We start from the raw sequence: 22,951 nt of genomic DNA, 5'->3' as shown, positions 1-22,951 counted from the left end.
GCGAACGATCGGAGCGTAGGTTCCCCGCGGGAAGGGTGTCAATACCGCGGGAGCCGTCAGCCCCTCAGCACGGGATGAGGCCTGCCGTCGAGCCGCTCGTCGGCGCGATACTGCAGCAGCAGGACCGAATGCACCGGCCCGTCGGACGCGGTGTAGCAATGCGGCTCGCGGGCGTCGAAGGCCACGTAATCACCGGGTCCGACATCGACGGTCTTGCCCGCCACCTCGACCCTCAGCGAGCCGCTCTGCACGACGGTGTGCTCGACCCCGACGTGCCCCTGCGAACGCTGTGGCGCGTCACCGCGCACCACCTGGTCGTACACCTCGAAGACGCCGTCACCGGTCTCGATGCGGCGCAGCGGCCGAAGATCCACTCCCTCGCCGCGCAGCACCTCGACGTCCGCGCCGCGCACGACGGTGAGCGCGCCGCCCGCGCGATGGTCGAGCAGATCGGAGATCGCCACCTCCAGCACCCTCGAGAGGCTGAACACGGTCTCGATGGTCGGATTGCCGCCGCCGGACTCCAGCTGCGAAAGCGTCGCCTTGCCGATCCCCGACCTGCGGGAAAGCTCCGACAGCGAGATCCCCCTCGCCGCCCTGGCCGCGCGCAGGTTGACCGCCAGCATGTCCCGGATCGAGGGCGTCTCGTCCTCCACCACCGCTCCCGTCGTTCGTCAAACCGTACGACCGGAGGGCGAATCGTTCGCTTTGCCGATCGAGTTCGCGGACATCATGACACGCCTCCCGACGGGGTGGGCATAGCCGCGGCCGATGGGGCGACGCGATGGTGGGCGCCGCCGGCCGCGATGAAACTCCTTCACCAACCGGTGTGTCACCGTCGACACAGGGTCACGGGCCACACCGCCATATCTCCGTATCCCTCGAGCGAGGAGATTCCCGTGCAGCTGATCCGTAGATCCTCATCGGCCGGAAGACGGCTTCGCGCGTTCGGCGCGGTGCTCGTCACCACCCTCGGGCTGACCGCGGCCGTGGCCACCGCACCGGCGACAGCGGCCGCGAACGCCTGTCTCACCGGCACACTCGCCTTCGACCATCTCGACGCGGAAGCCGGGACGAGCAAACCCGTGCGCACGCAGGTCGCGCGAAACGCGAACTGGGAACTGTGGGGCCGCACCGGCTCCGGCTCGGCGACCAGGCTCTCCAGCGGTATCACCGGCGCGTCCGACGGCCGGTTCACCGCCTGCCACAACGCTTCCCTCGCCGAGGCGTACGTCCGGTTCCGGTCGAGCAGCACCTCGATGTGGCGGGTGGTCAAGGCCGCGAACAACACCACCGACTACGCGTTCGACTCGGCACGCCGCACGAACGTGGCCGGTACCCAAGACCTCGGCACGGTGAAAGTGCCTTCCGCGCTGCAGCGGGCCTGGAAGGTGGTCGACACGCTCAACGTCCTCTACTGGAAACGCGCCAACCCCAGCTCGTCCTGCTGGACCAGCCGCCAGTCCGACGGCCGCTGCGACCAGATCACGTTCGTCTGGGATCCGAAGGTCGCCGACGGCGGCTATTGGGACTACCCGAACACGAACTACGTCTTCCTCGGCGCCACGATGCCGGACTCGAAGCACCTTGTGCTCCACGAAGCCGGGCACTGGCTGCAATGGCAGCTCTACGGGCGCGGCTTCCCCGTGGTCGAGGACTGCAATCCGCATTACATCGAGAAGCACAGTTCGGAATCGTGCGCGTGGACCGAAGGCTTCGCCGACGCCGTCGCGGCCTACGCCCTCGGCGATTACCGCTACGTCTACGACAACGGCAACTCCTACAGCTTCCAGAACGACGCTTCGACGCCGGGCTGGGACCGTGGCGACACCGTGCAGGGCCGGGTCGGCTCGTCCCTGCTGGACCTGTGGGCGGCGAACGGGCCGGACGGCGGGAACTGGAACCGCACGATCGCGCTGATGACCCGCGACTTCAGCCAGGACTTCCGCGAGTACTTCACCGAGGACAGGCCCGCCGCGGGGCTGTCCACGACCGGTACGGCGCAGCGGATCCTCGCCGGGCACACCATTTCGTACTGAGATGAGGGGCGCTTTCCCCGCATGTCATGCGGGGAAAGCGCCCTTCACCGTGTGGGACGCGGGGAAAGCGTCCTTCACCCCCTGGCCGCCCGGACCCAGGTGGTGATCTCGTCGGCGGTCGACGGGAAACCGCCGGAGAGCAGGTCGTGCCCCGATCCGGTGACCACGACGTTGTCCTCGATGCGGACGCCGAGACCGCGCAGTTCCGGCGGCACCGTGCGGTCGCCCGCGTGGAAGTACAGACCGGGCTCCACCGCCAGCGCCATCCCCTCGGCCAGGGTGCCCTCGCGATAGCCGGAGGGATGGGCGGCGGCGCAGTCGTGGACGTCGAGTCCGAGGAAGTGGCCGGTACCGCAGACGATGTAGCGCCGATGCTGTTGCCCGTCCGGCGACAGCGCTTCGTCCACCGACACCGGGAGGAGACCCCAATCGTGCAACCCCGACGCGAGCACCCCCAGCGCCGTCGTCTGGAAGGCGGCGAACTCCCGGCCGGGGCGCACCTCCGCCAGCGCCGCGAGCTGTGCCTTGTACACCAGGTCGTAGACGTCGCGCTGCGCCGTCGTGAACTCCCCGCCGACCGGGAAGGTGCGGGTGATGTCGGCCGTGTACAGGGATTCCAGCTCGACCCCGGCGTCGAGGAGCAACAGGCTGTCCTCGGTCACCGCGCCGTCGCACCGCGTCCAGTGCAGGATCGGCGCGTGCGGCCCGGCGGCGACGATGGACGTGTAGCCGGGGCCGGTGCCTTCGGTGCGGGCGCGCCGGTCGAAGGTGCCCTGCAACCAGCGTTCCCCGCCACCGCGGACAGCCTCGGGCAACGCGGACAGCACGTCGGCGAACCCGAGGGCGGTGGCGTCGACGGCGTCGCGCAACTGGCCGATCTCCCAGTCGTCCTTGATACGGCGCAGGTCTCCGAGGACGGTCCGGAGCCGTTCGCTGTGGCCGAAGCCGAAGGCGTCGAGCGCCGGATCGACCCCGGCACCGACCAGGACGCCCGGATTCCGCCCGCGCAAGCCGTGCGGGAGGTCCTCCAGCGGGCGGCAGTCGATCCCGAGCGCGTCCCCGTACGCGGCGGGCCCGGCGGCGGTGCCGACCCACAGCGGACTGGTGTCGGCGTCGCCCACGAAGTCGGGCTCGTGCGCCTCGGCGGGGCGCGGGACGTACAGCGTGGCGTGGTGGCTGTCCCCGGCCGGGGACAGCACCAGGATCGCGCCTTCACGCTGGCAGCCGGTGAGCCAGACGAAGTCGCTGTCGGCGCGGAAGCCGTGGAAGGTGTCGTTGGAGCGCACCACCGACCGGCCCGCCGCGAGCGCGATCCGCTGACCGGGCAATTCCGCGGACAGCCTGCCACGGTGAGCGGCGGCGGCCTCGGCGGTGCCGGGCGGCACCGCGACCACGTCGTCGGCGGGCTCCCAGCCGTCACTGATCCAGTTGCGGAACCCCTTGGCGGCCAGCAGCGTGCGCAGATCCGGCCGGGTTCGGTCGCCGGTCATCGGCTCCCCCTTCAGGTAGTCGGACTTCTAGGACAGTGCCTAGCCGCACCCTCACACCGCGAACGGGCGTGCCGTAATGACCGGCGGCGATAGACTCCGCCTATGGCCCTGGAGATCCGGCACCTGCGGGCGATCTGCGCCATCGCCGAAGCCGGCAGCCTCTCGCAGGCGGCCGCCGCGCTGGGCATGTCCCAGCCGTCGCTGACCTCGCTGCTCCAACGGCTCGAACGGCAGATCGGCGCGCCGCTGTTCGTCCGCAGTCACACCGGCGTGACCCCGACCCCCGTCGGCGAGCAGACGCTCCGCCGCGCGCTCACCCTCCTGGTGGAATTCGACCGGTTCGAAAGCGATCTCCTCGGCGCGCTGGGTGACGGTCCCGTGCGGCTCGGATCGTCCCAAATGGACTGTCTGCCCACCTTCGTCGAGCGGCTGGACGACGCGCTGCCGGGGCTGGACGTGACCGTTCACGTGGAGCCGTCCAGTGCGGTGCTGGCGCAGGCGCTGGCGCGCGCCACCCTCGACATCGCCGTCATCGCCATGTCCGACGACCAGGAAGTGCCACTGGCCAAACATCTGGGGCATCGGGTGCTGTTCTCGTGGCTGCCGATCTTCGTCGGCCTCCCCGCCCGGCACCGGCTCGCCGACGGCTTCGAGGTCGACCTCGCCGACCTCGCGGACGAGGCGTGGATCGGGCCACCGGGCCCCGAAGACGGCTCGCTGACGTCGCTGCGCGCGGCGACGCACCGCGCCGGGTTCACGCCGCGGATCCGCTTCGAATGCCCCAACGGCGGCGGACGGCATCTGATCGCCGCCGGGCAGGCGGTGCAACTCGTGGAACCGACCGCGCCCGAACTGCCGGGGATGGTCGTCCGGCCGCTGAAGGACGACCCGATGCGGATGCGCCTCGTGCTCGCCTGGCGCAAGGAGCGCCTGACGTGGGACCAGGCGGAAAACGTGTACCGCGCGGTGATGACGTCGTACACGCGGCACGCGATGGCGTCGACGCCGTTCCGGACGTGGTGGGAACGGCGGCGGAGTTCGCAGTCCTGGGACGGGTTGGTGGACTTCTTCCGGGTGGCCGGTACCTGAGCGGTGCTGCGGCGAACACGGCCCACCGTCAGGAAACGACCGCTTTCGAACACCTTGTAACCACATCCCGCCTCGCCGCGATTGACCCGGTACTCGAGGGGAACGGAGACGGGAGATGATGACGCAACGGCTGTGGCTGGGACTGGCGGTCGTCTACACGTGCACCGCCCTGGTCCAGCTCTACCTCCTCGCCAGCACCGGCGCCGTCTGGGCCGGGACACTCACCGCGCTCGGCTTCGTGGCCGCACTTTTGTGCACTCTCGCCTCGTGGCGGGCCTCGAAACGAGAACGGGACGACACCAGGGAAGTCGACTCACACCAGCCCTAGCGATCGGGATACGGGGCGGCCCATGGCTCCTCCTCGAGACCGACGCCGTTGGCCACGTAGGCGATCGTCCGGTACCAGCCCGCGAGCACGAGGAATTCCAGGAGCTGATCAGCGGGAAAGTGCTCGGCGAGCTTGGTCCACGTGTCGTCGCAAACCGTTGCCGTGTCATGGAGTTCGTCGACGGCGGCGATCAACGCGCGCTGACGTCCAGACCACGCCGGATGCCCGGGATCGCCGGACACGGTCGCTTCGACCTGTTCCGGCGTCAGCCCGACCACGGATGCGAAAACCGCCGCGTGGACACCCCATTCGTAGCGGCATCCGCAGCGCGCGGTTACCCGTGCGATGACGATTTCCCGGTCCAGCGCGGGTAATTCCCCGTGCGCGAGCAAACCGGCGCCCAGGACCCGCATTCGCGAAGCCAGCTCCGAGTGGTGCTGCAGCAACCTGAAAAGCGCCAGTGGTTCCCGCGCCACGCCGGGCGGCATCCATTTGCGAAGGGCTTCTTCGACCGCCGCCTGATAAGGCGGGGTGAGCGGTGCGATCCGCGCCATGACCACCTCGAGTGCTTCGACTTTCGAACCACTATGCTGCTTCGAAAGTCGAAGCACAAGGGGGTTTCATGCCCGACGACCCGATCCCGCGCCCCGGACGGCCGGTCCGCGGCTCCGAAACCGGCCGCCCGCTCATGGCCGCGCTCGACCTGCTGGGACGCCGGTGGACCCTGCGGGTGATCTGGGAACTGCGCTCGGAGCGCCTCGGATTCCGCGAACTCCAGCGCCGCTGCGAGCGGATGTCGTCGAGCGTGCTCACCACACGGCTAGGCGAGCTCGCCGAAGCCCGCATCGTCGAAACCGACGACGACGGTTACGCGCTGACACCACTGGGTGAACAGCTTCTCGAAGCGTTGCACCCCTTGGAGAAATGGGGTCTCGCCTGGGAAAAGGCCTTGCGCGAGTGACCATGCGCGAGCGTGAATCATGATTGTTCACCCGGCGCCGTCTTGCCAGGAGTGGGGAGCAGCGTACGGTGAGAGGTACGTGAGGTTGAGTCCACCAGCCCGCGCGAACGACCCGCACGTCCGCGGCCCAGCTCTTTCACAGGGCGACGCGGCGGCGAGTTGACTTGCGCAGCCGTTGTGCAGGCTTACCCGTTGTCCGTCTCGTCCCCGGCTATCCGGGAGACCAGCATCATGACCGATCGAATCCCGTCCACGCGGGGCAGCCGTGACGGCCCCGCCCTGCGCACCGTCGTCCACACGACCGTTCCGCAACCCCGACCGCCGGAAGAACATCTGTTGCAGGTCCGTTGGACCCGATGGAGTGAAGACCTGCTCGTCGTTTCCGCCACCGGCGAGATCGATCTCGCCACCGCCGGCCGGCTCGAGCACGCGCTGTGCGGCGACCTTCCCGCCGCCACCGTGCTGGACCTCACCGAGGTCGCCTTCCTCGGCGTCGCAGGGCTGCGCGTCATCGAAACCGCCGCCGCCCGCGCCCGCGCCGAACACCGGACGACCGGGATCGTCGCGAGCACCCGACCGGTGCTGCGGTTGCTGCACTTGTTCGGCGTCGACGCCCACATCCCCGTTTTCCAGCACCTCGCCACGGCGATCCGCGAAGTACCGAAGGCCCTGCCCACGCCGAGCTCCTGAGCCGCGAGGGCCGTCAGGATCCGGCGAGCGGCAGCAGGGTGGAGAGGCCCGTCTTCAGCGCGAGCCGCCGGATCGTCGGCGACGGCAGGAAACTCAGGTCGACGCCCTGAGTGGTGCACCGGTCGTTGATCCGGACCAGGGTCGCCAAACCGGTGGAATCGCAGAACTCCACGTCCACGAGATCGACGACGAGGCGGCCCGGCACGGGTTCCAGGGCCTCCTCGAACGTCTCCTTGAGGTCTTCGGACGTCGTCAGGTCGATCTCCCCCGCCACCGCTATGACGACCTCGGCGCCATCGGGCCTGGCGATGGACACCGAGAACGGAACCTCCCGGTTGTCACCGTCTCCGCTCGTCACCGTCACACTCCCTCACGATCGCACCCCGAGAGTCCCGAAGATATCGGATCCCGGCCCCTGCCCGCGCGGCACTCGCGCCCCGATCCCGGCGGTGCCTTAATCTGGTCGATGATCCGGCGGTCGTGGACCGCGGCGGACGACGAGGAGAAGCTCCGTGATGCCGATCGACGAGCCGGTGCACCAGAGCACCGACGAGCTGGTCCTCCAGGTCGCCGCCGTTCCCGCCCAGGCCGCCGCGTTGCGGGACGTCCTGGCGAACTGGGCCCTCGCACGAGGCCTTCCCCGCGAACTGGCCGAGGACCTCAAACTCACGGCCTACGAGGCGATGACCAACGTCGTCAAACACGCTTATCCGGACGGCACCGACGACAACTTCATGACGATCACCGCCGCCCGCGCCGACGGTCACATCAAGATCACCGTCGCCGACGAGGGCCGCTGGCGCGATGGGCGCCGCCCGGACGGCGGACGCGGCCTGCCGATCATCCGCGCCTTCGCCCCCGAGGTGTCGGTGACGAGTACGCCCACCGGGACCATCGTCCGGCTCGCGTGGCCCTGCCCCTCGGTCTGACCGCGTCAGCGCACCAGGGGGTCGGCGAGGATTCCGTTGACCCAGCTGCCCGGATGCGTGGCGGCGTCCTGGCGAAGCACCGGCAGGCCCGACGGCCAGTCCGCGCTCAGCGCCTCGGCCTGCCCCGGCGGGGTGGTCACCAGTTTCGCGGGCGTCCAGGAGGTCGAACCCCCGCTGCCGACCGAACCCGGATCCTGCGTGAGCACGGTGACGGTCGCGGTCGCCGTCGAACCCGGCGGCACCTCGTTGACCCGCACGCCGTTGTCCACCCGCGGCAGGTGGTAGACGGGCCCGTTCGGATCGTCCGGGCCGACCAGGTCGACGCCGGGCACCCCGTGCAGACCGCAGGTGTGGGACGAAATGTTCTTGAAAGTCACCGGAACGTCGTACTGCCCCGTCGCCTCTTCGAGTTGTTTCGGTTCCCCCAGGGAGACCGCGAGATCCTCCGTCGCGCACCGCGGCGTGGCGGCTTCCGCCGGTCCGGCCACCGTCAGCGCGAGCGTTCCGGTCAGCACGGCGACACCCACGGAAACCCGTTTGATCTGCTTGCTGGACATGGTCTTCTCCCTCGATCGGCGAAAGTCAGGCGGTGACGGCGGTGGCCTGGACGGTGGCGCCCTTCAGCGGCTCACCAGCGGGCCAATCCGCGACGACGGGAACGCCGCCCGGCCCGGTCGGCAGGTCGAACGTGATCGTGGTCGGGGTGAGCGCGTTCGGCTCCTCGGCCGAGGCCTGCACGATGCGCGACACGGCCGGGTGCCCCTCGCGCAGATTCACCGGCGCGGCGTTCGCCGCCGTGGGGTCCGGGACGACGGTGACGTCGTCGATCAGCTGCCCGTCGGCGACGAACGTCAGCGCCGTGGGCGCGCCCTGGAGCTTGCAGTTCGTGGTCGGCGAAGCCGCGGTGTAGGTGAGGACGTAGGCCTCGTGGCCCGTCGCGTGCGTCGGATCCGGTGTCACGGTCACCTCGACGTCGGAGGCCCCGCAGAGCTTGTCGCTCGGCATCGCCCCGGCGACACCGCCCGCGACCAGGAGCCCGCCCGCGACCAGTCCCCCGATGGTCATCGCCGTGGCGGTCTTCTTCACCTGGACGTTCATGTCATCTCCTCCCGCTCGGTGATCGATTCACATCGATCGATCTCACTGGGAAAGATGCCCACGCACGCCCGGAAGATGCGTGAAGATGATGTTGATCCCCCGAAAGCAACCCCGAGGAGTGACGGGCGTCTTGAGATCGTCGCCGTGCGTGCGCGGCCGGCGCTCGTGTCGCGAAAGCCACTTTCGGGACATCAGACGTCGCGAAAGTGGCTTTCGCGACACACGGAAGGGCCGGCGCGGCCGCACCCCTGACTGTCCACACGGGACACTTCAGGTAGCTGGACCAGCACGATCACCGGACGACGTCGTAGACCAGCTTCTGGACACCGTTGCCGTAGGCCTCGCTCTCGACGAGCTTGAGGCTCTGCTTGTCCTTGTCGGTGTCGCTGAACAGCTTCTTGCCCGCGCCGAGCAGGACCGGGAACAGCAGCAGGTGGTAGCGGTCGATCAGGCCCGCGTCGGCGAGGTTCCGGTTCAGCTCCGCGCTGCCGTGGACGATGATCGGCCCGCCCTCGGTCTCCTTGAGCGCGGCGACGTCGGCCAGCGAACGCAGGATCGTGGTCTCACCCCAGTTGCCGACCAGCTCGTCCTCCCGCAGCGTGGCCGAAACGACGTACTTCGGCATCGCGTTGTAACCGGCGAACTCCACGGTCATGTCCGGCCACACCGGCGAGAACGCCTGGTAACTGGCCCGGCCCATCATCATCGCCGTGGCCTCGCCCTGTTCACGGCCCTTGAGTTCGTAGGCCGCTTCGTCGAACTCGATGTCCTTGAAGGTCCAGCCGGAGTTGCGGTAGCCCGGCTCCCCGCCGGGCCCCTCGACGACGCCGTCGAGCGAGACGAACGCGGTGGCGATCAGGGTGCGCATCTGGTTTCTCCTTGTTCGGTGAACTGCTTTCGATACCGCGTCGACCGGGAACCGGCGGATTCGACATCGCGCCGGAAAAAAGTTTCAGCCCTCGGCGTCGCGGACGAGCAGGGCGATCTGGACGCGGTTCTCGACGCCGAGTTTGGCGAGCATGCTGCTCGTGTGCGCCTTCACCGTCGCGACGGTGATGGCCAGTCTCCGCGCGACGTCGGTGTTGGACAGCCCCTCGGCGATGGCACTCGCGGTCTCGCGTTCGCGGTCGGTCAGCGTGGCCAGCAGCCCGGCCGCCGTCTCGCGGGACGCGCGGCGCGCGTCGGATGAGTGCGGACCGGTGGCCGCGGCGATCAGCCTCGCCGTGGCGGCGGGCGAAAGGGCGGGCTCCCCGGTGGCGACCGTCCGGATCGCCGCCAGTATCCGCGGCGGCGGGGTGTCCTTGAGAAGGAACCCGAGCGCGCCGACGCGCAGCGCGCCCAGCACCATCTCGTCCGAGTCGAACGTGGTGAGCACCAGGACCCGCGGCGACTCCGGGAGCTCGAGGATCTCCTCGGTCGCGCTGATCCCGTCGCGCCCGGGCATCCGGACGTCCATCAGCACGACGTCGGGCCGCTGCTCCCCCACCATGGTCACCGCGGCGTCGCCGTCGGCGGCCTCGCCGACCACGACGAGGTCGGGTTCGCCGTCGACGATGAGCCGCAACGCCATCCGCACCAGATGCTCGTCGTCGACGAGCACGACCCGGACCCGCTCGCTGTCCATTCACTCGCTCCCTTCCCGGACCGGCCACGGTAGCCGCGCGGCGAGGACGAACCCGCCGCCGGGTTCCGGATGGTGGTCCAGTTCGCCGCCCGCCAGCTCGACCCGCTCGGAGAGCCCGAGCAGCCCGTATCCCGAAACGGGCGGGCCCGCGATCCTCCGCGCCGCACCGGAATCCCGGACCGTCGCCCGCAAGCCGTCGCCCGCGGTTCCCTCGACGGTGACCGCCACCCTGGCTCCCGGCGCGTGTTTGCCCGCGTTGGTCAGCCCTTCCTGCACGATCCGGTAGACGGTCCTCGCGGTCGCGTCGGGCGGCTCACCCGCCGTCGTGGTCGTCAAGGTGACGTCCAGCCCCAATGCCCTGGCGTCCGCGACGAGCGCGGGCAGATCGGTGAGCGAGGGCTGCGGCGGCTCCAGCTCGTCCGGGCTCGCCCGCAGCACACCGAGGACGTCCCGCAGTTCTTCCAGCGCCTGATGGGAACCCTCGGCGATACCGCGAGCCAGTTCGGCGATCTGGTCGGCGGGCAGGTCCGGGCGGTGCCCCAGCACCCCGGCCTGCATGGCGACCAGCGAGACCCGGTGCGCGAGGACGTCGTGCATCTCGCGGGCGATCCGGTGCCGCTCCACGATCCGTGCCTCGGCGGCGCGGGCGGCCTGCTCCCGTTCCGCGCTCTCGACCCGTTCCCGCAGGGAGCGCACCTCCTCGCGGCGCGCGCCGATCGCGGCGCCGACGGCGACCACGATGCCCACCATCAAGGTGGGGAGACTGAGCACCAGCCACAGCGGTCCCGTCGGCTCGCGGTGCGGGTAGAAGTCCGCGGTCAGCACCGCGGTCACCACGGACAACACCGCCGCGACCACCGTCTCGGCCGGTCTCCGACGGGTGGACAGCGAACAGAGCGCCAGCAACGACGCGCCACCCGCCAAAACCGAAACCGTCGAGGCGAGGATGACCGCGAGCGCGATCGTGACGGGGAAGCGACGGCGCCACAGCAGCGCGACGAGGCAGGCGAGCGCCACCAGCGGATCACCGGTGATCATCCACTCGATCCTCGGTCCCGCCGCCCCCACCGGCAGTTGCGACGCCGTGACGATCCAGATCAGCACGCCCATCGCGGCCGCGGCCAGCAGGCGCCAGGCCTGCCCCCACGGCCGGAGGGGCGGCTGGGCGCCGGCTTCGGTGATCACGGGCCCATCATGGTCGACCCGCCGAGGGCGGCGCAGCCGGACACGGGACGATCCCGTCCTCGACCTCGGTCTCGGCCGGGATCGACTTTGGTCGAACGCGGCACGCGACGCGGTGCGGATGTGCTCGCCGCCCGCCGGGGAGATGCTGGACGCACAACCGCGAAACAGGGGGTACGAAGCATGAGCAAGGGCGGCTGGCTGGGGCTGCAGATCTTCGGGATGGTGGCCGTCGCCGTCTTCGCGCAGGCCGCCATCCGCGGCCTGTTCGATCATTCGGCGACCCAGTTGTGGGGAGCGTTCGACTGGGTACCCGGTGAATGGGCAGGCAGGCTGATCGTGTTCCTGCTGCTCGCGGCGGCCGGAGTGGTGCTGGCGGGCTGGGCGTACGACCGCGGCAAGCAAGTGTCCCGCTAGGGCGACGCCGGTCCGCTAGGATCCGCAGCCGGGCGACTTCCGTCTACATCGGACGGAGGTCGCGGGTCTGGTCGATCGCGGGAGAGTGCATGGCGGACGGAGTTGGCTCGCTTTCGGGGTGGTCGGGCGATCCCACCGAAGTGACCAGCTACGTGGGCCGCGACGTCGAGACCGGCGAGGCGCGGCGTCTGCTGGAAGCCTCCTCGCTGGTCACGCTGACCGGACCGGGCGGGGTGGGCAAGACCAGGCTGGCGTGGCGGATCGCGGCGGCCCGTCGTGAGGCGACCGCCGACGAGGTCGCGTTCGTGTCGCTGGCCGAACTGCGGGAACCCGCGTTGCTGGTGCCGACGGTGGCGAACGTGCTCGGCTTCGGCGACCGTTCGGCCAAACCGGCCATCGAGGTGGTCGTCGAGGCGCTGCGGGCGAGCCGGTTGCTCCTGGTGCTGGACAACTGTGAGCATCTGGTCGACAGCTGCGCCTGGTTCGCCGACACCATCGTCAGGGAATGTCCCCAGGTGACCGTGCTGGCCACGAGTAGGCAGTCCCTCGGCGTGGCGGGCGAGCGGGTCCTGCCGGTGCCGCCGCTGGCGGTGCCGGAACAGGGCGACTCCTTCGAACGCGTGGTGAACGACGAGTCCGTGCGCTTGTTCGTGGACCGCGCGACCGCGGTCGCGCCGTCGTTCCGGCTCACCGAAGACGACATCGAACCGCTGATCCGGCTGTGCCGCAGGCTCGACGGGCTGCCGCTGGCCATCGAACTGGCCGCCGTCCGCGCGCGGGCGTTGTCCCTGCGCCAGCTGGCCGACAGGCTCGACAGGCAGTTCTCCGTGCTCACGAAGGACCGGCGCGGGCGGCCGGAACGGCACGAGACCATGCGGGCGCTGATCGACTGGAGCCACGACCTGTGCACCGGCCCCGAACGGCTGCTGTGGGCGCGCGCGTCGGTGTTCTCCGGCAGCTTCGACCTCGACGCAGCCGAACAGGTCTGTTCCGGCGGCGAACTGCCCTGCGAAAGCGTCCTCGAAGTCGTCGACGGGCTGCTCGACAAGTCCATCCTGCTGCGCGAGGAGTACCCGGGCGGCGTGCGGTACCGCATGCTGGAGTCGGTACGCGAGTACGGCGCCGACAGGCTGATCGAGACGGGCGGGACGGCGGAGTTCCGCAAACGGCACCGTGACTGGTTCGCCGAACTCGCCGGCCGGTACGCCACCGAGTGGCTGGAGACCGATCAGCTCGGCTGGATCGGCCGGTTGCGGCGCGAGCACGCGAACCTGCGCGTCGCCCTCGACTTCTGCACCGGCGGCCCCGAGGACGCTGTCGTCGGGCTGCGGATGTTGCGCGACGTCAAGGAGTTCTGGATCGTCCGCGGGCTGAACACCGAGGGCCGGATGTGGGTCCGGCGGCTCGACGAGGCCGCGCCGCCGGAGATCCCGGAGCGGGCACACGTGCTGTGGCTGTCCGGTTTCCTGGCCCTGGTGCAGGGAGACATGCCCGCCTATCGGTGCATGGTGGACAGGGCGGCCGCCGAAGCCGAGACGAGCGGTGACGAGCTCGCCGCCGCGTACGTGCTCCACGTCCGCGCCTACGCCGCGCTGATCGGCAACGACATGCCCGAGGCGTCGCGTCTGTTCGGCACGGCGATCGACCTCTTCCGCGCCCACGGCGACGAGGGCGCGGACCTCTGGGCGAGCTACAACCACGGGCTGGCCGTCTGGCTGGACGGCGACATCGACCGCGGCCGGGCGGTGCTGGCCGAATCCGTCGAGCGCTGCGAGCGGCGGGGCGAGGTCTTCTGGCGGGGCTGGGCACTGTGGTCCCGTGCCGCCGCCGAGTACCTCCAAGGCGATCTCTCCGTGGCGAGCCGGTGCTGCGAGCAGGTCCTGCGCCTGCACGAGCGGGTGGACGACCGCGTCGTCGTCGGGTTCACCCTCACCGTCCTGGCGGGCTGCGCGGCCCGCACCGGCCGCCCGAACCGGGCCGCGATCCTGCAGGGCGCCGCGATGAACGTCTGGCGGACGGTGGGCGCTTGGCCGACGCGGTACGAGGCTTTCACCGAACCGCTGCAGGCCGACACCGACGCCGTGACGTCGGCGCTGGGGTGGGAGGTCGCGATCAAGGAGTTCGCCGACGGCGCCGCGATGCCCACCGGCGACGCCATCGCTTACGCCCTCGAGGAGCGGTCCCACGCGCCACGGAAACAGACAGCGCAGGTGCTCACCAAACGCGAGACCGAGATCGCGCACGTGGTCGCCGAGGGGCTGACGAACCAGGAGATCGCCGACCGGCTCGGCATCGCCCGGCGCACGGTGGACACCCACATCGACCACATCCTCACCAAACTCGGCTACTCCAACCGCGTCCAGGTCGCCACGTGGGTGACCCGGTCCGCGGATCCCGCCTGACCCTCACGCCGCCCTGATCGGGGTGACCGGCCGGGCCGGTTCCGGGGCGAGCAGGTCCGCGCGCAAGGCGATCCGCAGGTCCAGCCGCTCCTGGGGATCGTCCAGCCGGGCGCCGAACAGGACACGGAGACGTCGCAGGCGGTTGCGGACCGTCTGCGGGTGGACGCCGAGGTTGTTCGCGATCTCGGGCGCCCCGCCGCGGGCGGCGAGCATGGCTTCGAGGGTTTCGGCGAGTTTGGTGCGCTCGTTCGGCGGCAGATCGGCGATCGGCGCCAGGCTGCGCGTGACGAGCGCGCCGGTGAGCACCTCGTCGGCGAACAGCCAATGCGTGGTCAGGTGGTCCGACCAGCGCACGAGGGGGCCGTCCTCGATCACCTCCCGCCGGACCAGTTCCAGCGTCCGGCGGGCCCACCGCAACGAGGCCGCGGCTTCGGCGGGCGCCACCGCGGGCCCGACGGCCATCCGCGTCCCCGTCAGGACTCCACCGACCTCGATGTCGTCGGGCACCAGGAGATGCGGGTACTCGCCGGTGAGATCGGCCAGTACCTCCGGGCCGAACGAGGCGCGGGCAGCACCGGGCTCGGCGGCGACGGCGACCACCCGGGCGGGCGGCACCCAGCCCGCGGCGGCCGCGAGTGCCGTCCACTTCGCGGGCGGGCGGCCGCTCAAGATCTCCTTCAGCAGATCGCGGCGCAACTCGGCCACCGACGGCGTGTGCGCGGCCCGGTACGCGGTGGTGGAAAGCCTGATCAGGACGTCGGCGCAGCGGAGCAGGGCCTCCACGCCGGTGTCCATCAAGGCCGACCCGGCGCCGGGCTGCCGCGACAGCGAGGCCAGCACGGGCAGGGCGCCCCTGCCCGCCGAGTGGTAGGCCCGGGAGAGGCGGTCCAGCCCCTTGCCGTCGGCGTACTCGGCGACCCCGGCTTCCCGGAAGGCGTCCGCGCCGGCGGCGATACCCAGTGCGGAGTCCATCGCGTCGTACTCCAAGACCAGGGCGACGAACTCCGTGGCGCGCGTGTCGAACAGAGCGGCGTGCTCGGGCAGGGCGTGCCGGATGCCGTCGACGACCGCGCGGGCGATCACGAGCGCGGCGGAACGGGCGGGCGCGGGGCGGACTGGAGCGTGGGACGCGGTCATCGTCGACCTCCGGGGCAGCGGGAATCGTCGGGTCGCCGAGTCTGCTACCGCGCGGTAGCGGGGCACATCGGGTGAATTACGTACTCGCGTCCATTCGGCCTACTGATCACCCGTTCGTGGCGACCACCCAGGTCGCGATCTGCGTCCGGTTACCGGCGCCGAGTTTGGTCATGAGGTGCCGCACGTGCGTCTCGACGGTGCGGGCGGAGATCACCAGTTCCGCCGCGATGTCCCGGTTGGAGAGCCCCTCACCGACCAGGACGGCGATCTCGCGCTCGCGTTTGGTCAGGCACTCCCCGTCCAGTTCGTCCGGATGCGCGGTCCGCTCGCCGAGCGCGTACGCCATCGCCTTCTCCTCGGGGAAGACCTCGCGGCGATGATCGCGACGGTGACGCTGACGGCGAGCAACAGTGCCCGCATCGGTTTCCGCACGGTGGGTTGCGGATGAAGGGGACTTTGCCCGCATGCGACGCGACGAAGGGGCCCTTCACCGCGTCGCATGCGGTGAAGGCCCCTTCAGCCCTCAGGCGTTCGGATCGAACGGGATCCCGGAGGGTTTCGCCTTGGCGAGTTCGCCGTTGAACGACGAGTCCCGGATCCCGAGCTGGGCGCTGCCGAAGTCGTGTCCCGTCAGTTTGTCGCGCAGGCCCGGCGGATAACCGTCCCAGCCGACCAGCGGCGGGTACTGCCACTGCTTCTTGTGGTTCTCCGGCTCCTCACCGAACCCCGCGTGCCGGAAGCAGTGCGTGCTGATCCCGTCCTTGTGGTAGATCACCTTGGGGTGCTTGCCCGTCTCGTCCCACGGGACCTGGTCGCGCTGTTTGGTCGTGTACTTGCCGTGGGCCGAAGTGGACACGTACCTGCCCCACTCGCCTTGCACCCACACGACGACGTGCTCCCAGTCGTGCCGGTGACCGGCACTCCCGGGCCCCAGCGCGGCCTGGTCCTTCTCGAAGTAAAGCGCGTACAGATAAGCGCACCAGCCGTTGTTGCACTTCACCCGCGAGTACGCGTTGGTGTTGTCCAGATCGGACAGGTCGCGGCACTGGCCGTTGACGTCGCCGCCCAGCGCGAGTCCCGGCGCGAGTGTGCCGTCACGGCCGATCGCCGGGGTCGGATAGCAACCGTCGCCGTCGTAGTCGAAGGCGGGTTCGTAGGTCCGGTCGGGCCAGGGCGCCGACCAGTCCAGCGCCTGGGGCGGCGCCGCGAAAGCTGTTCCTGTCACGAAGAGAAGGGCCGCGAGAGTGCCCATGAGGACTGTCGTGAACCGTCGCATGCCGGTTATTAATTCACGACTTGATTCAACACGGAACCCTCCTTGGTCGGCTCACTCGCAAACGGCCCCGTGCGCGGCGCTCTGGACGACCTTGGCGTACTTCCCGAGTACTCCGCGCGTGTACGCGGGAGGTTTGGGAGTCCAGCCCTCCCGGCGTGCCTCGATGTCGTCGATCGCGACTTCGAGCGTCCGGTTCGCGACGTCGAGCGTGATCGGGTCCCCGTCGCGCACGAACGCGATCGGACCCGCGTCGACCGCTTCCGGCGCGATGTGGCCGACGCACAGGCCGGTCGTGCCGCCGCTGAAGCGGCCGTCGGTGATGAGCAGGACGTCCTTCCCGAGCCCGGCGCCCTTGATCGCGCCGGTGATGGCGAGCATCTCGCGCATGCCCGGACCGCCCTTGGGGCCTTCATACCGGATGACGACGACGTCCCCGGCGACGATCCGGCCTTCGGCGAGCGCGTCGAGGGCGGCCCGTTCGCCGTCGAACACCCGCGCCGTGCCGGTGAACGTCGACTCGTCGAAGCCCGCCGACTTCACGACGGCGCCTTCCGGCGCCAGCGATCCCTTGAGGATGGTCAGCCCGCCGGTCTTGTGGATCGGGCGGTCGAGCGGGCGGATGATCTCGCCGTCGACGCCGTCGGGCGCGATGCCCTCCAGGTTCTCGGCCATGGTCTTGCCGGTCACGGTGAGCACGTCACCGTGCATGAGCCCGGCGTCGAGCAGCGCCTTCATCACCACGGGGATGCCGCCGACCTTGTCGACGTCGTTCATCACGTACTTCCCGAACGGCTTGAGATCGCCGAGATGCGGGACCTTGTCGCCGATACGGTTGAAATCGTCGATGCGCAGGTCGACCTCCGCCTCGCGCGCGATCGCGAGCAGGTGCAGCACGGCGTTGGTCGAACCGCCCAGCGCCATCACGACCGCGATGGCGTTCTCGAACGCTTCCATGGTCATGATCTGCCGCGCGGTGATGCCCTGGCGGAGCATGCCGACGACGGCCTCCCCCGACCGGTGGGCGAAACCGTCACGGCGCCTGTCGACGGCGGGCGGCGCGGCCGATCCGGGCAGCGACATGCCGAGCGCCTCGGCCACCGACGCCATCGTGTTGGCGGTGTACATGCCGCCGCAGGCACCCTCGCCGGGGCAGATCGCACGCTCGATCTTGTCCACTTCGGCGCGGGTGATCTTGCCCGCGAGGCAGGCGCCCACGGCCTCGAAGGCGTCGATGATCGTGACGTCCTGGCCATCGACCTGACCGGGCATGATCGAGCCCGCGTAAAGGAAGACGGAGGCGAGATCGAGCCGGGCCGCGGCCATCAGCATGCCCGGCAACGACTTGTCACAGCCGGCCAGCAGCACGGAGCCGTCCAGCCGCTCGGCCATCATCACCGTCTCGACGGAGTCGGCGATCACCTCCCGCGAGACCAGCGAGAAGTGCATGCCCTCGTGGCCCATGGAAATACCGTCGGACACCGAGATCGTGCCGAACTCGAGCGGGTAGCCCCCGCCCGCGTGCACACCGTTCTTGACCGCCTTGGCCAGCCTGTCCAGCGACAGATTGCACGGGGTGATCTCGTTCCACGACGACGCCACCCCGATCTGCGGTTTGGCGAAGTCTTCGTCGCCCATCCCGACCGCGCGGAGCATCCCGCGGGCCGCCGCGCGCTCCAGACCGTCGGTCACGTCGCGCGAACGAGGCTTCAAATCCGGCTGGTCTTCCGGCATCGGGACACCTTTCTCCGTGGTGGGACACCGGGCACGCTGCCAACAGGAGGCGCCCGGCGCAACTCACCGCTCCGCATTCGCCCCACGGTGCAGCGCCACGCGCGTGATCGCGTGATGTTCGACGCCGAGCACCTCGGCCGTCCAGCCGGAGACCACCACCCGGTCACCCGGTTTCTCCGGGATCCGGCCGAGGATCACCAGGATCAGCCCGGCGATCGTCGCGTACTCCCCCGGCGGAGCGTCCGGCAGTTCGACCCCGACGTCGACGAGGTCGTGCACCGGGAACGTGCCCGGCAGCACGAGGGAGCCGTCCTGGCCGTTGCGTACGGCCAGGACGTCGCGATCGGTCTCGTCGTAGATCTCGCCGACGATCTCCTCCAGCAGGTCCTCGAGCGTGACCATGCCCGCGACGGCGCCGTGCTCGTCGACGACCAGCGCCATCTGCTCCCGCTCGGCCTTGAAGCTGCGCAGCGCGTCCGAGACCCGCAGCGAATCGGGGAACACCACCGCCGGACGGACCACTTCGGCGAGATCGTCGCGGTCTTCGAGCAGGTCGCGCAGGCTCACCACCCCGACGACGTCGTCCAGATGTCCGCCTCGGGCGACAGGCGCGCGGGAGTGCCCGGACTCGGCCAGCTGACGCCGCGCCGACTCGAGGTCCAGCTCGGCCGCGAGGGTCAGCACCGCGCGACGGGGAACGAGCACCTCCCGCAGCCGTCGTTCGTGGATCTCCAAGGCGCCGTTGATGATCATGCGCTGCTCGGCGTTCAGGCCTCGTTGCGCCGAGACCAGTTCCCGGAGCTCCTCGGGCGACATCTGGTCCGGATCGGCTTCCGCCCGTCCGCCCAGCGCGCGCACGACGAAGTTCGTCGACGCGCTCAGTGCCCACACCACGGGCCTCGAGATCGTCGACAACAGGTTCAGCGGACGCGCCACCAGCAGCGCCCATCGCAGCGCGTTCTGCATGGCCAGCCGCTTCGGCGCCAGCTCTCCGAGCACCAGGGTCAGGAAAGTGAGGATCATGGTCACGAGCGCGACGGCCACGGCTCCGGCGGCGTTGCCGAGGAAGCTCAGCAGCGGCACCACCGGTTCGGCGAGCGATACCGCCGCTGTCGCCGAGGCGAGGAACCCGGCGAGCGTGATGCCGATCTGGATCGTCGCCAGGAAGCGATTCGGGTCGCGTGCCAGCCGCGCCAGCGTCCGGGCGGCCGCGCGGCCGTCCCGCTCCAAGGCCCGCAACTGCCCCTCGCGCAACGAGATCAGCGCCATCTCGCTGCCCGCGAACACCGCGTTGAGCACCACCAGCACCGCGACCAGTGCGATGTCGAACCCGTAGCCGCCCACAAGCACTCCCCGGCCCGCTGGAAGTGCAGAACATTACCGAGCGGAGCGCGGATTCGCAGATGTCGCGAGCGCTAGCTACTGACAGGTAGTTCCGATACCTTCGAAGGAACCCGCACGGACGGAGTCCTGATGTTCGCACTCAAGACCACTCCCGCACGGACGTTCCTGCGCCGGGCGGGGGAAATCGCCAAACCGGTCACCCGCTGGAGCATCGGCCACGCGATCCCCCGGGTGGCCCTGCGGGCCGCGGCACGCCGGGGCGATCTCCAGGGCAGGCTGTCCGTCGAGGCGAGCGGTGGCGCGGACCTGACCGGGTTGTTCGACGAGATCCGCTCGCACGGCGCCATCGCCAGCACCCGGGTCGGGCACGTGACCACGCGGCATTCGGCCTGCAAGGAAATCCTCACCAGCGACGCGTTCAAATCCGTGCGGTTCGTCCCGGACAACCCGTTGCTCAACCGGCTCGTCGCCTGGTCGGCATCCGGCTTGATCCATCCGATCGAACCGCCGTCGCTGCTCGCCAGCGAACCGCCCGACCACACCCGCTACCGGAAACTCGTCACGCGCGTCTTCACCGCCCGCGCGGTCGAACAACTGCGGCACCGTACGCAGGCCATCGCCGACGAACTGCTCGACGGCCTCGACCCGGCGAACCCCGTCGACCTCGTCGAGCAGTACTGCGGGCTCCTGCCGGTCACCGTCATCAGCCAGATCCTCGGTGTCCCGCCGGAAGAACGGGACAAGGTGCTCGCGCTGGGCGGCGCCGCGGCCCCGAGCCTCGACCTCGGGCTGCCGTGGCGGACCTTCCGGACCGTCGAAGCGACGCTCGCCGAGTTCGACTCGTGGCTCACCCTGCATCTGGAGAAACTGCGGACGAATCCCGGCGACAACCTGCTCAGCAAGCTGATCGCCGCCCGCGAGGACGGTGTCGGCCTGACTGAGCGGGAACTCAAGGCCACCGCGGGATTGGTGCTGGCGGCCGGGTTCGAGACCACCGTCAACCTCCTCGGCAACGGCATCGCCCTGCTCACCCGGAATCCGGATCAGCTCGAAAAGCTGCGCGGGAACCCCGAGTTGTGGAGCAACGCGACCGACGAGATCCTCCGCTACGACCCGCCCGTCCTGCTCACCGGCAGGCTGTGCGCACGCGACACGGAGATCGGCGGCAAGCCCATCGACCGCGGGGCGATCGTCAGCACCGTGCTCGCGGGCGCGAACCGGGATCCGGAGATCTTCGAAGACCCCTCCTCGTTCGACGTCACGCGGGCGAACGCGCGGGATCACGTGTCCTTCGGCGCCGGGCGGCACTACTGCCTCGGCGCTTCGCTGGCGAGGATGGAAGGGGAGATCGGGCTGCGGTCGATCTTCGAACGATTCCCCGACCTGCGGCTCCTGGGCAGAGCGAAGCGACGGCAGACCCGGATCCTGCGCGGTTTCGAAACGCTTCCCGCCGCACTCGCCTGATTGCCTCGTGAGTGGTGATCGCAGCCATTGGCTTCGGGTGTCGCGAAAGCCACTTTCAGGACGTCTGATGTCCCGAAAGTGGCTTTCACGACATCAGGGCCCGAGACTGGAGCTATCTCGCGGCGGCCGCACAACCCGCCACCCCCAGGCAGGTCAGGCGAAGACAGGAAGGACCGAATGGCTCCCACGCCCCCGGCTCTCTCGGTCCTGGACACCTCGCCCATCGTCCAGGGCTCGACACCGCGCCAGGCCCTGCTCAACACCGTCGACCTCGCGCGCCTCGCCGAAGACCTCGGCTATCACCGCTACTGGGTCCCCGAGCATCACGGCATGCGCGGCGTCGCCAGTTCCGCACCGGCCGTCTTGATCGCCCATCTCGCGAACGCCACGCGACGCCTGCGGGTCGGCGCGGGCGGAGTGCTCCTGCCGAATCACGCGCCACTCGTGGTCGCCGAACAGTTCGGGACCCTCGCCGCCCTGCATCCGGGGCGGATCGATCTCGGCATCGGACGCGCACCGGGCGGATCGAAAGCGGCCTCCGCCGCCCTCAGTCCACAAAGGACGAAGGACTTCGGCGCACAGCTCGACGAACTCCGGGGATACCTGGACCCACCCGAGGACGCCGAGGTCAAAGCGATTCCCGTACTCGGCGGCAACGTGCCGGCGCTGTGGTTGCTCGGCCGCTCCCCCGCAAGCGCGGCGCTCGCCGCCGAACGCGGCATCAAATACGCCTTCGCGCATCACCTGGCACCGGACGCACCGGTCGAGGCCGATTTGGTCAGCGTCTCCGTCATCGCCGCCGAGGACGACGAACGCGCCGAGTGGCTCGCCGGATCGACCCGGCTGAAGGTGCTCAGCCGGATCCGCGGCAACCGCATTCAGCTGCCCAGCCCCGAGGAAGCGGCGGCCTTCCCTTACACCGCCGATGATCGCGCGGAAATCGCGAAGCGTTCCGGCGCCGTGCTCACCGGAAGCCCGGCCACCCTGACCGGAAAGCTGCAACAGATCCTCGACGAAACCGGCACCGCCGAAATCATGGTGACCACACCGCTCTTCCACCACACCGACCGCCGCCGCTCCTACGAACTCCTCGCCTCGCTCGCCGGCGGGCTCACGGCGCGTACGAAAAGGTCGGCCAGTTCCCGCGCGTAAACCGAGACGTCGGTTTCGGGCCTCGTCAGCAACGCCCAAGCGGGCATTTTTACCGGACCGGCCGAGGAAACCGGTCAGTAACGTCACGCCCGTGACGACGGATCGCGAAGGCAAGGAAGCCCCCGAATTACCCGTCTTCACCATGTTCGGGTGCCTGATGGGCTTCTTCATGACCGTGATGGTCCTGATCGGCCCCGGGCTGCTCTGGATCAGCACCCATTTCGATCCCGGCGATGACGACCGCCTGGTCGTCATCGCCATGGGCACCGTGTTCACGCTCGGCGGGTTCGGCACCGTCGGGTCACACCTCTGGCAGAACGCCAGGGCTCGTGAAGCCCATCGCGGACTCGACCGGAAGGGTGTCCGCGCGACCGCGGAAGTCGTTTCCAGCAAGCGGATCTGGGTCGGCGAGGTGAGCACTCCGGCGGACGACGTCGACCTCGTCGTCACCGGTCCCGGGGTGACCCCGTTCAGCGCACGAGTGCTCACCGAGGACGTCGGCCGCTACGAAACGGGCACGGTGGTACCCGTCGACGTGGACCCGAGGACCCTCCTGTTCCGCCTCGCCGACTGACCTCGCCGCGATCATTGCCCGGCA

25 protein-coding genes are annotated in these 22,951 nt (G+C 69.8%); 11 read left to right on the top strand and 14 right to left on the bottom strand.

Annotated elements, in window-relative coordinates:
- Positions 1-56: 56 nt before the first annotated feature.
- On the bottom strand, positions 57-656 hold the full coding sequence (locus tag HDA45_RS39465) for a helix-turn-helix domain-containing protein (protein ID WP_184904248.1): 600 nt from the start codon (positions 654-656) through the stop codon (positions 57-59).
- A 243-nt stretch (positions 657-899) separates the two neighbouring features.
- On the opposite strand from HDA45_RS39465, the gene HDA45_RS39460 reads away from it, so the two are divergent.
- A complete protein-coding gene (locus HDA45_RS39460) occupies positions 900-2,039 on the top strand; it encodes a metalloprotease (protein ID WP_184904246.1) in 1,140 nt (379 codons plus the stop codon).
- A 74-nt stretch (positions 2,040-2,113) separates the two neighbouring features.
- On the opposite strand, the gene HDA45_RS39455 is transcribed toward HDA45_RS39460, so the two are convergent.
- Positions 2,114-3,529 (bottom strand): aminopeptidase P family protein, encoded by a 1,416-nt coding sequence (locus HDA45_RS39455; RefSeq protein WP_184904243.1) that lies wholly within the window; start codon positions 3,527-3,529, stop codon positions 2,114-2,116.
- Between the two features lie 102 nt (positions 3,530-3,631).
- Here HDA45_RS39455 and HDA45_RS39450 point away from each other — a divergent pair, with 102 nt between their 5' ends.
- Positions 3,632-4,618, top strand: coding sequence for a LysR family transcriptional regulator (locus HDA45_RS39450; protein WP_184904241.1), 987 nt, complete (start codon positions 3,632-3,634; stop codon positions 4,616-4,618).
- 115 nt (positions 4,619-4,733) lie between these two features.
- The gene (locus HDA45_RS39445) at positions 4,734-4,946 is read left to right on the top strand and encodes a hypothetical protein (protein ID WP_184904239.1); all 213 of its coding nucleotides are present in this window, start codon (positions 4,734-4,736) and stop codon (positions 4,944-4,946) included.
- On the opposite strand, the gene HDA45_RS39440 is transcribed toward HDA45_RS39445, so the two are convergent.
- Positions 4,943-5,500: a carboxymuconolactone decarboxylase family protein gene (locus HDA45_RS39440; protein WP_184904237.1), complete on the bottom strand. Its 558-nt coding sequence runs from the start codon at positions 5,498-5,500 to the stop codon at positions 4,943-4,945. The genes HDA45_RS39445 and HDA45_RS39440 overlap by 4 nt on opposite strands.
- A gap of 68 nt (positions 5,501-5,568) precedes the next feature.
- On the opposite strand from HDA45_RS39440, the gene HDA45_RS39435 reads away from it, so the two are divergent.
- Both HDA45_RS39435 and HDA45_RS39430 read left to right on the top strand, forming a co-directional pair.
- A complete protein-coding gene (locus tag HDA45_RS39435) occupies positions 5,569-5,907 on the top strand; it encodes a winged helix-turn-helix transcriptional regulator (protein WP_184904235.1) in 339 nt (112 codons plus the stop codon).
- A 231-nt stretch (positions 5,908-6,138) separates the two neighbouring features.
- The gene (locus HDA45_RS39430; protein ID WP_184904233.1) at positions 6,139-6,597 is read left to right on the top strand and encodes an STAS domain-containing protein; all 459 of its coding nucleotides are present in this window, start codon (positions 6,139-6,141) and stop codon (positions 6,595-6,597) included.
- Positions 6,598-6,610: 13 nt separating this feature from the next.
- Here HDA45_RS39430 and HDA45_RS39425 read toward each other — a convergent pair whose 3' ends face one another.
- Positions 6,611-6,955 carry an STAS domain-containing protein gene (locus HDA45_RS39425; protein WP_343072260.1) on the bottom strand — a complete coding sequence of 115 codons (345 nt, stop codon included), beginning with the start codon at positions 6,953-6,955 and terminating at the stop codon, positions 6,611-6,613.
- Positions 6,956-7,112: 157 nt separating this feature from the next.
- Here HDA45_RS39425 and HDA45_RS39420 point away from each other — a divergent pair, with 157 nt between their 5' ends.
- Positions 7,113-7,526, top strand: coding sequence for an ATP-binding protein (locus HDA45_RS39420; protein ID WP_184904229.1), 414 nt, complete (start codon positions 7,113-7,115; stop codon positions 7,524-7,526).
- Positions 7,527-7,531: 5 nt separating this feature from the next.
- On the opposite strand, the gene HDA45_RS39415 is transcribed toward HDA45_RS39420, so the two are convergent.
- The 5 genes from HDA45_RS39415 to HDA45_RS39395 all read right to left on the bottom strand — a co-directional run bounded on the left by HDA45_RS39415 (position 7,532) and on the right by HDA45_RS39395 (position 11,433).
- Complete coding sequence (locus HDA45_RS39415; protein WP_184904227.1) at positions 7,532-8,083, bottom strand: DUF4232 domain-containing protein; 552 nt, start codon at positions 8,081-8,083, stop codon at positions 7,532-7,534.
- 25 nt (positions 8,084-8,108) lie between these two features.
- Positions 8,109-8,624 (bottom strand): DUF4232 domain-containing protein, encoded by a 516-nt coding sequence (locus tag HDA45_RS39410; RefSeq protein ID WP_184904225.1) that lies wholly within the window; start codon positions 8,622-8,624, stop codon positions 8,109-8,111.
- Positions 8,625-8,916: 292 nt separating this feature from the next.
- Positions 8,917-9,492: a dihydrofolate reductase family protein gene (locus tag HDA45_RS39405; protein ID WP_184904222.1), complete on the bottom strand. Its 576-nt coding sequence runs from the start codon at positions 9,490-9,492 to the stop codon at positions 8,917-8,919.
- An 84-nt stretch (positions 9,493-9,576) separates the two neighbouring features.
- Positions 9,577-10,248: a response regulator gene (locus tag HDA45_RS39400; protein ID WP_184904220.1), complete on the bottom strand. Its 672-nt coding sequence runs from the start codon at positions 10,246-10,248 to the stop codon at positions 9,577-9,579.
- A complete protein-coding gene (locus tag HDA45_RS39395; RefSeq protein ID WP_184904218.1) occupies positions 10,249-11,433 on the bottom strand; it encodes a histidine kinase in 1,185 nt (394 codons plus the stop codon).
- 180 nt (positions 11,434-11,613) lie between these two features.
- On the opposite strand from HDA45_RS39395, the gene HDA45_RS39390 reads away from it, so the two are divergent.
- Together HDA45_RS39390 and HDA45_RS39385 are read left to right on the top strand one after the other, a co-directional pair.
- Positions 11,614-11,847, top strand: a complete 234-nt coding sequence (locus tag HDA45_RS39390) for a hypothetical protein (protein WP_184904216.1) — start codon at positions 11,614-11,616, stop codon at positions 11,845-11,847.
- 89 nt (positions 11,848-11,936) lie between these two features.
- Entirely contained in the window at positions 11,937-14,249 is a 2,313-nt protein-coding gene (locus HDA45_RS39385; protein ID WP_184904214.1) for a LuxR C-terminal-related transcriptional regulator, read from the top strand.
- 3 nt (positions 14,250-14,252) lie between these two features.
- Here HDA45_RS39385 and HDA45_RS39380 read toward each other — a convergent pair whose 3' ends face one another.
- From HDA45_RS39380 to HDA45_RS39360, 5 genes are all read right to left on the bottom strand, one after another.
- Entirely contained in the window at positions 14,253-15,386 is a 1,134-nt protein-coding gene (locus HDA45_RS39380) for a helix-turn-helix domain-containing protein (protein ID WP_184904212.1), read from the bottom strand.
- 106 nt (positions 15,387-15,492) lie between these two features.
- Entirely contained in the window at positions 15,493-15,732 is a 240-nt protein-coding gene (locus tag HDA45_RS39375; RefSeq protein WP_246480942.1) for a helix-turn-helix domain-containing protein, read from the bottom strand.
- Between the two features lie 177 nt (positions 15,733-15,909).
- The gene (locus HDA45_RS39370) at positions 15,910-16,662 is read right to left on the bottom strand and encodes an NPP1 family protein (protein ID WP_184904208.1); all 753 of its coding nucleotides are present in this window, start codon (positions 16,660-16,662) and stop codon (positions 15,910-15,912) included.
- Positions 16,663-16,713: 51 nt separating this feature from the next.
- Entirely contained in the window at positions 16,714-18,393 is a 1,680-nt protein-coding gene (gene ilvD / locus HDA45_RS39365) for a dihydroxy-acid dehydratase (RefSeq protein ID WP_184904205.1), read from the bottom strand.
- A 63-nt stretch (positions 18,394-18,456) separates the two neighbouring features.
- On the bottom strand, positions 18,457-19,737 hold the full coding sequence (locus tag HDA45_RS39360) for a CNNM domain-containing protein (RefSeq protein WP_184904204.1): 1,281 nt from the start codon (positions 19,735-19,737) through the stop codon (positions 18,457-18,459).
- 129 nt (positions 19,738-19,866) lie between these two features.
- Between HDA45_RS39360 and HDA45_RS39355 the strand changes: the two genes are divergently transcribed.
- The 3 genes from HDA45_RS39355 (at position 19,867) to HDA45_RS39345 (ending at position 22,927) form a co-directional block, all read left to right on the top strand.
- Positions 19,867-21,201, top strand: coding sequence for a cytochrome P450 (locus tag HDA45_RS39355; RefSeq protein WP_184904203.1), 1,335 nt, complete (start codon positions 19,867-19,869; stop codon positions 21,199-21,201).
- Between the two features lie 177 nt (positions 21,202-21,378).
- The gene (locus HDA45_RS39350) at positions 21,379-22,353 is read left to right on the top strand and encodes an LLM class flavin-dependent oxidoreductase (protein ID WP_184904202.1); all 975 of its coding nucleotides are present in this window, start codon (positions 21,379-21,381) and stop codon (positions 22,351-22,353) included.
- A gap of 91 nt (positions 22,354-22,444) precedes the next feature.
- On the top strand, positions 22,445-22,927 hold the full coding sequence (locus HDA45_RS39345; RefSeq protein ID WP_184904201.1) for a hypothetical protein: 483 nt from the start codon (positions 22,445-22,447) through the stop codon (positions 22,925-22,927).
- Positions 22,928-22,951: the final 24 nt, after the last annotated feature.

Source organism: Amycolatopsis umgeniensis (assembly GCF_014205155.1).
GTDB lineage: Bacteria > Actinomycetota > Actinomycetes > Mycobacteriales > Pseudonocardiaceae > Amycolatopsis > Amycolatopsis umgeniensis.
The sequence above is the reverse complement of the archived record's forward strand: the minus strand, read 5'-3'. Positions and strand labels throughout refer to the sequence as shown.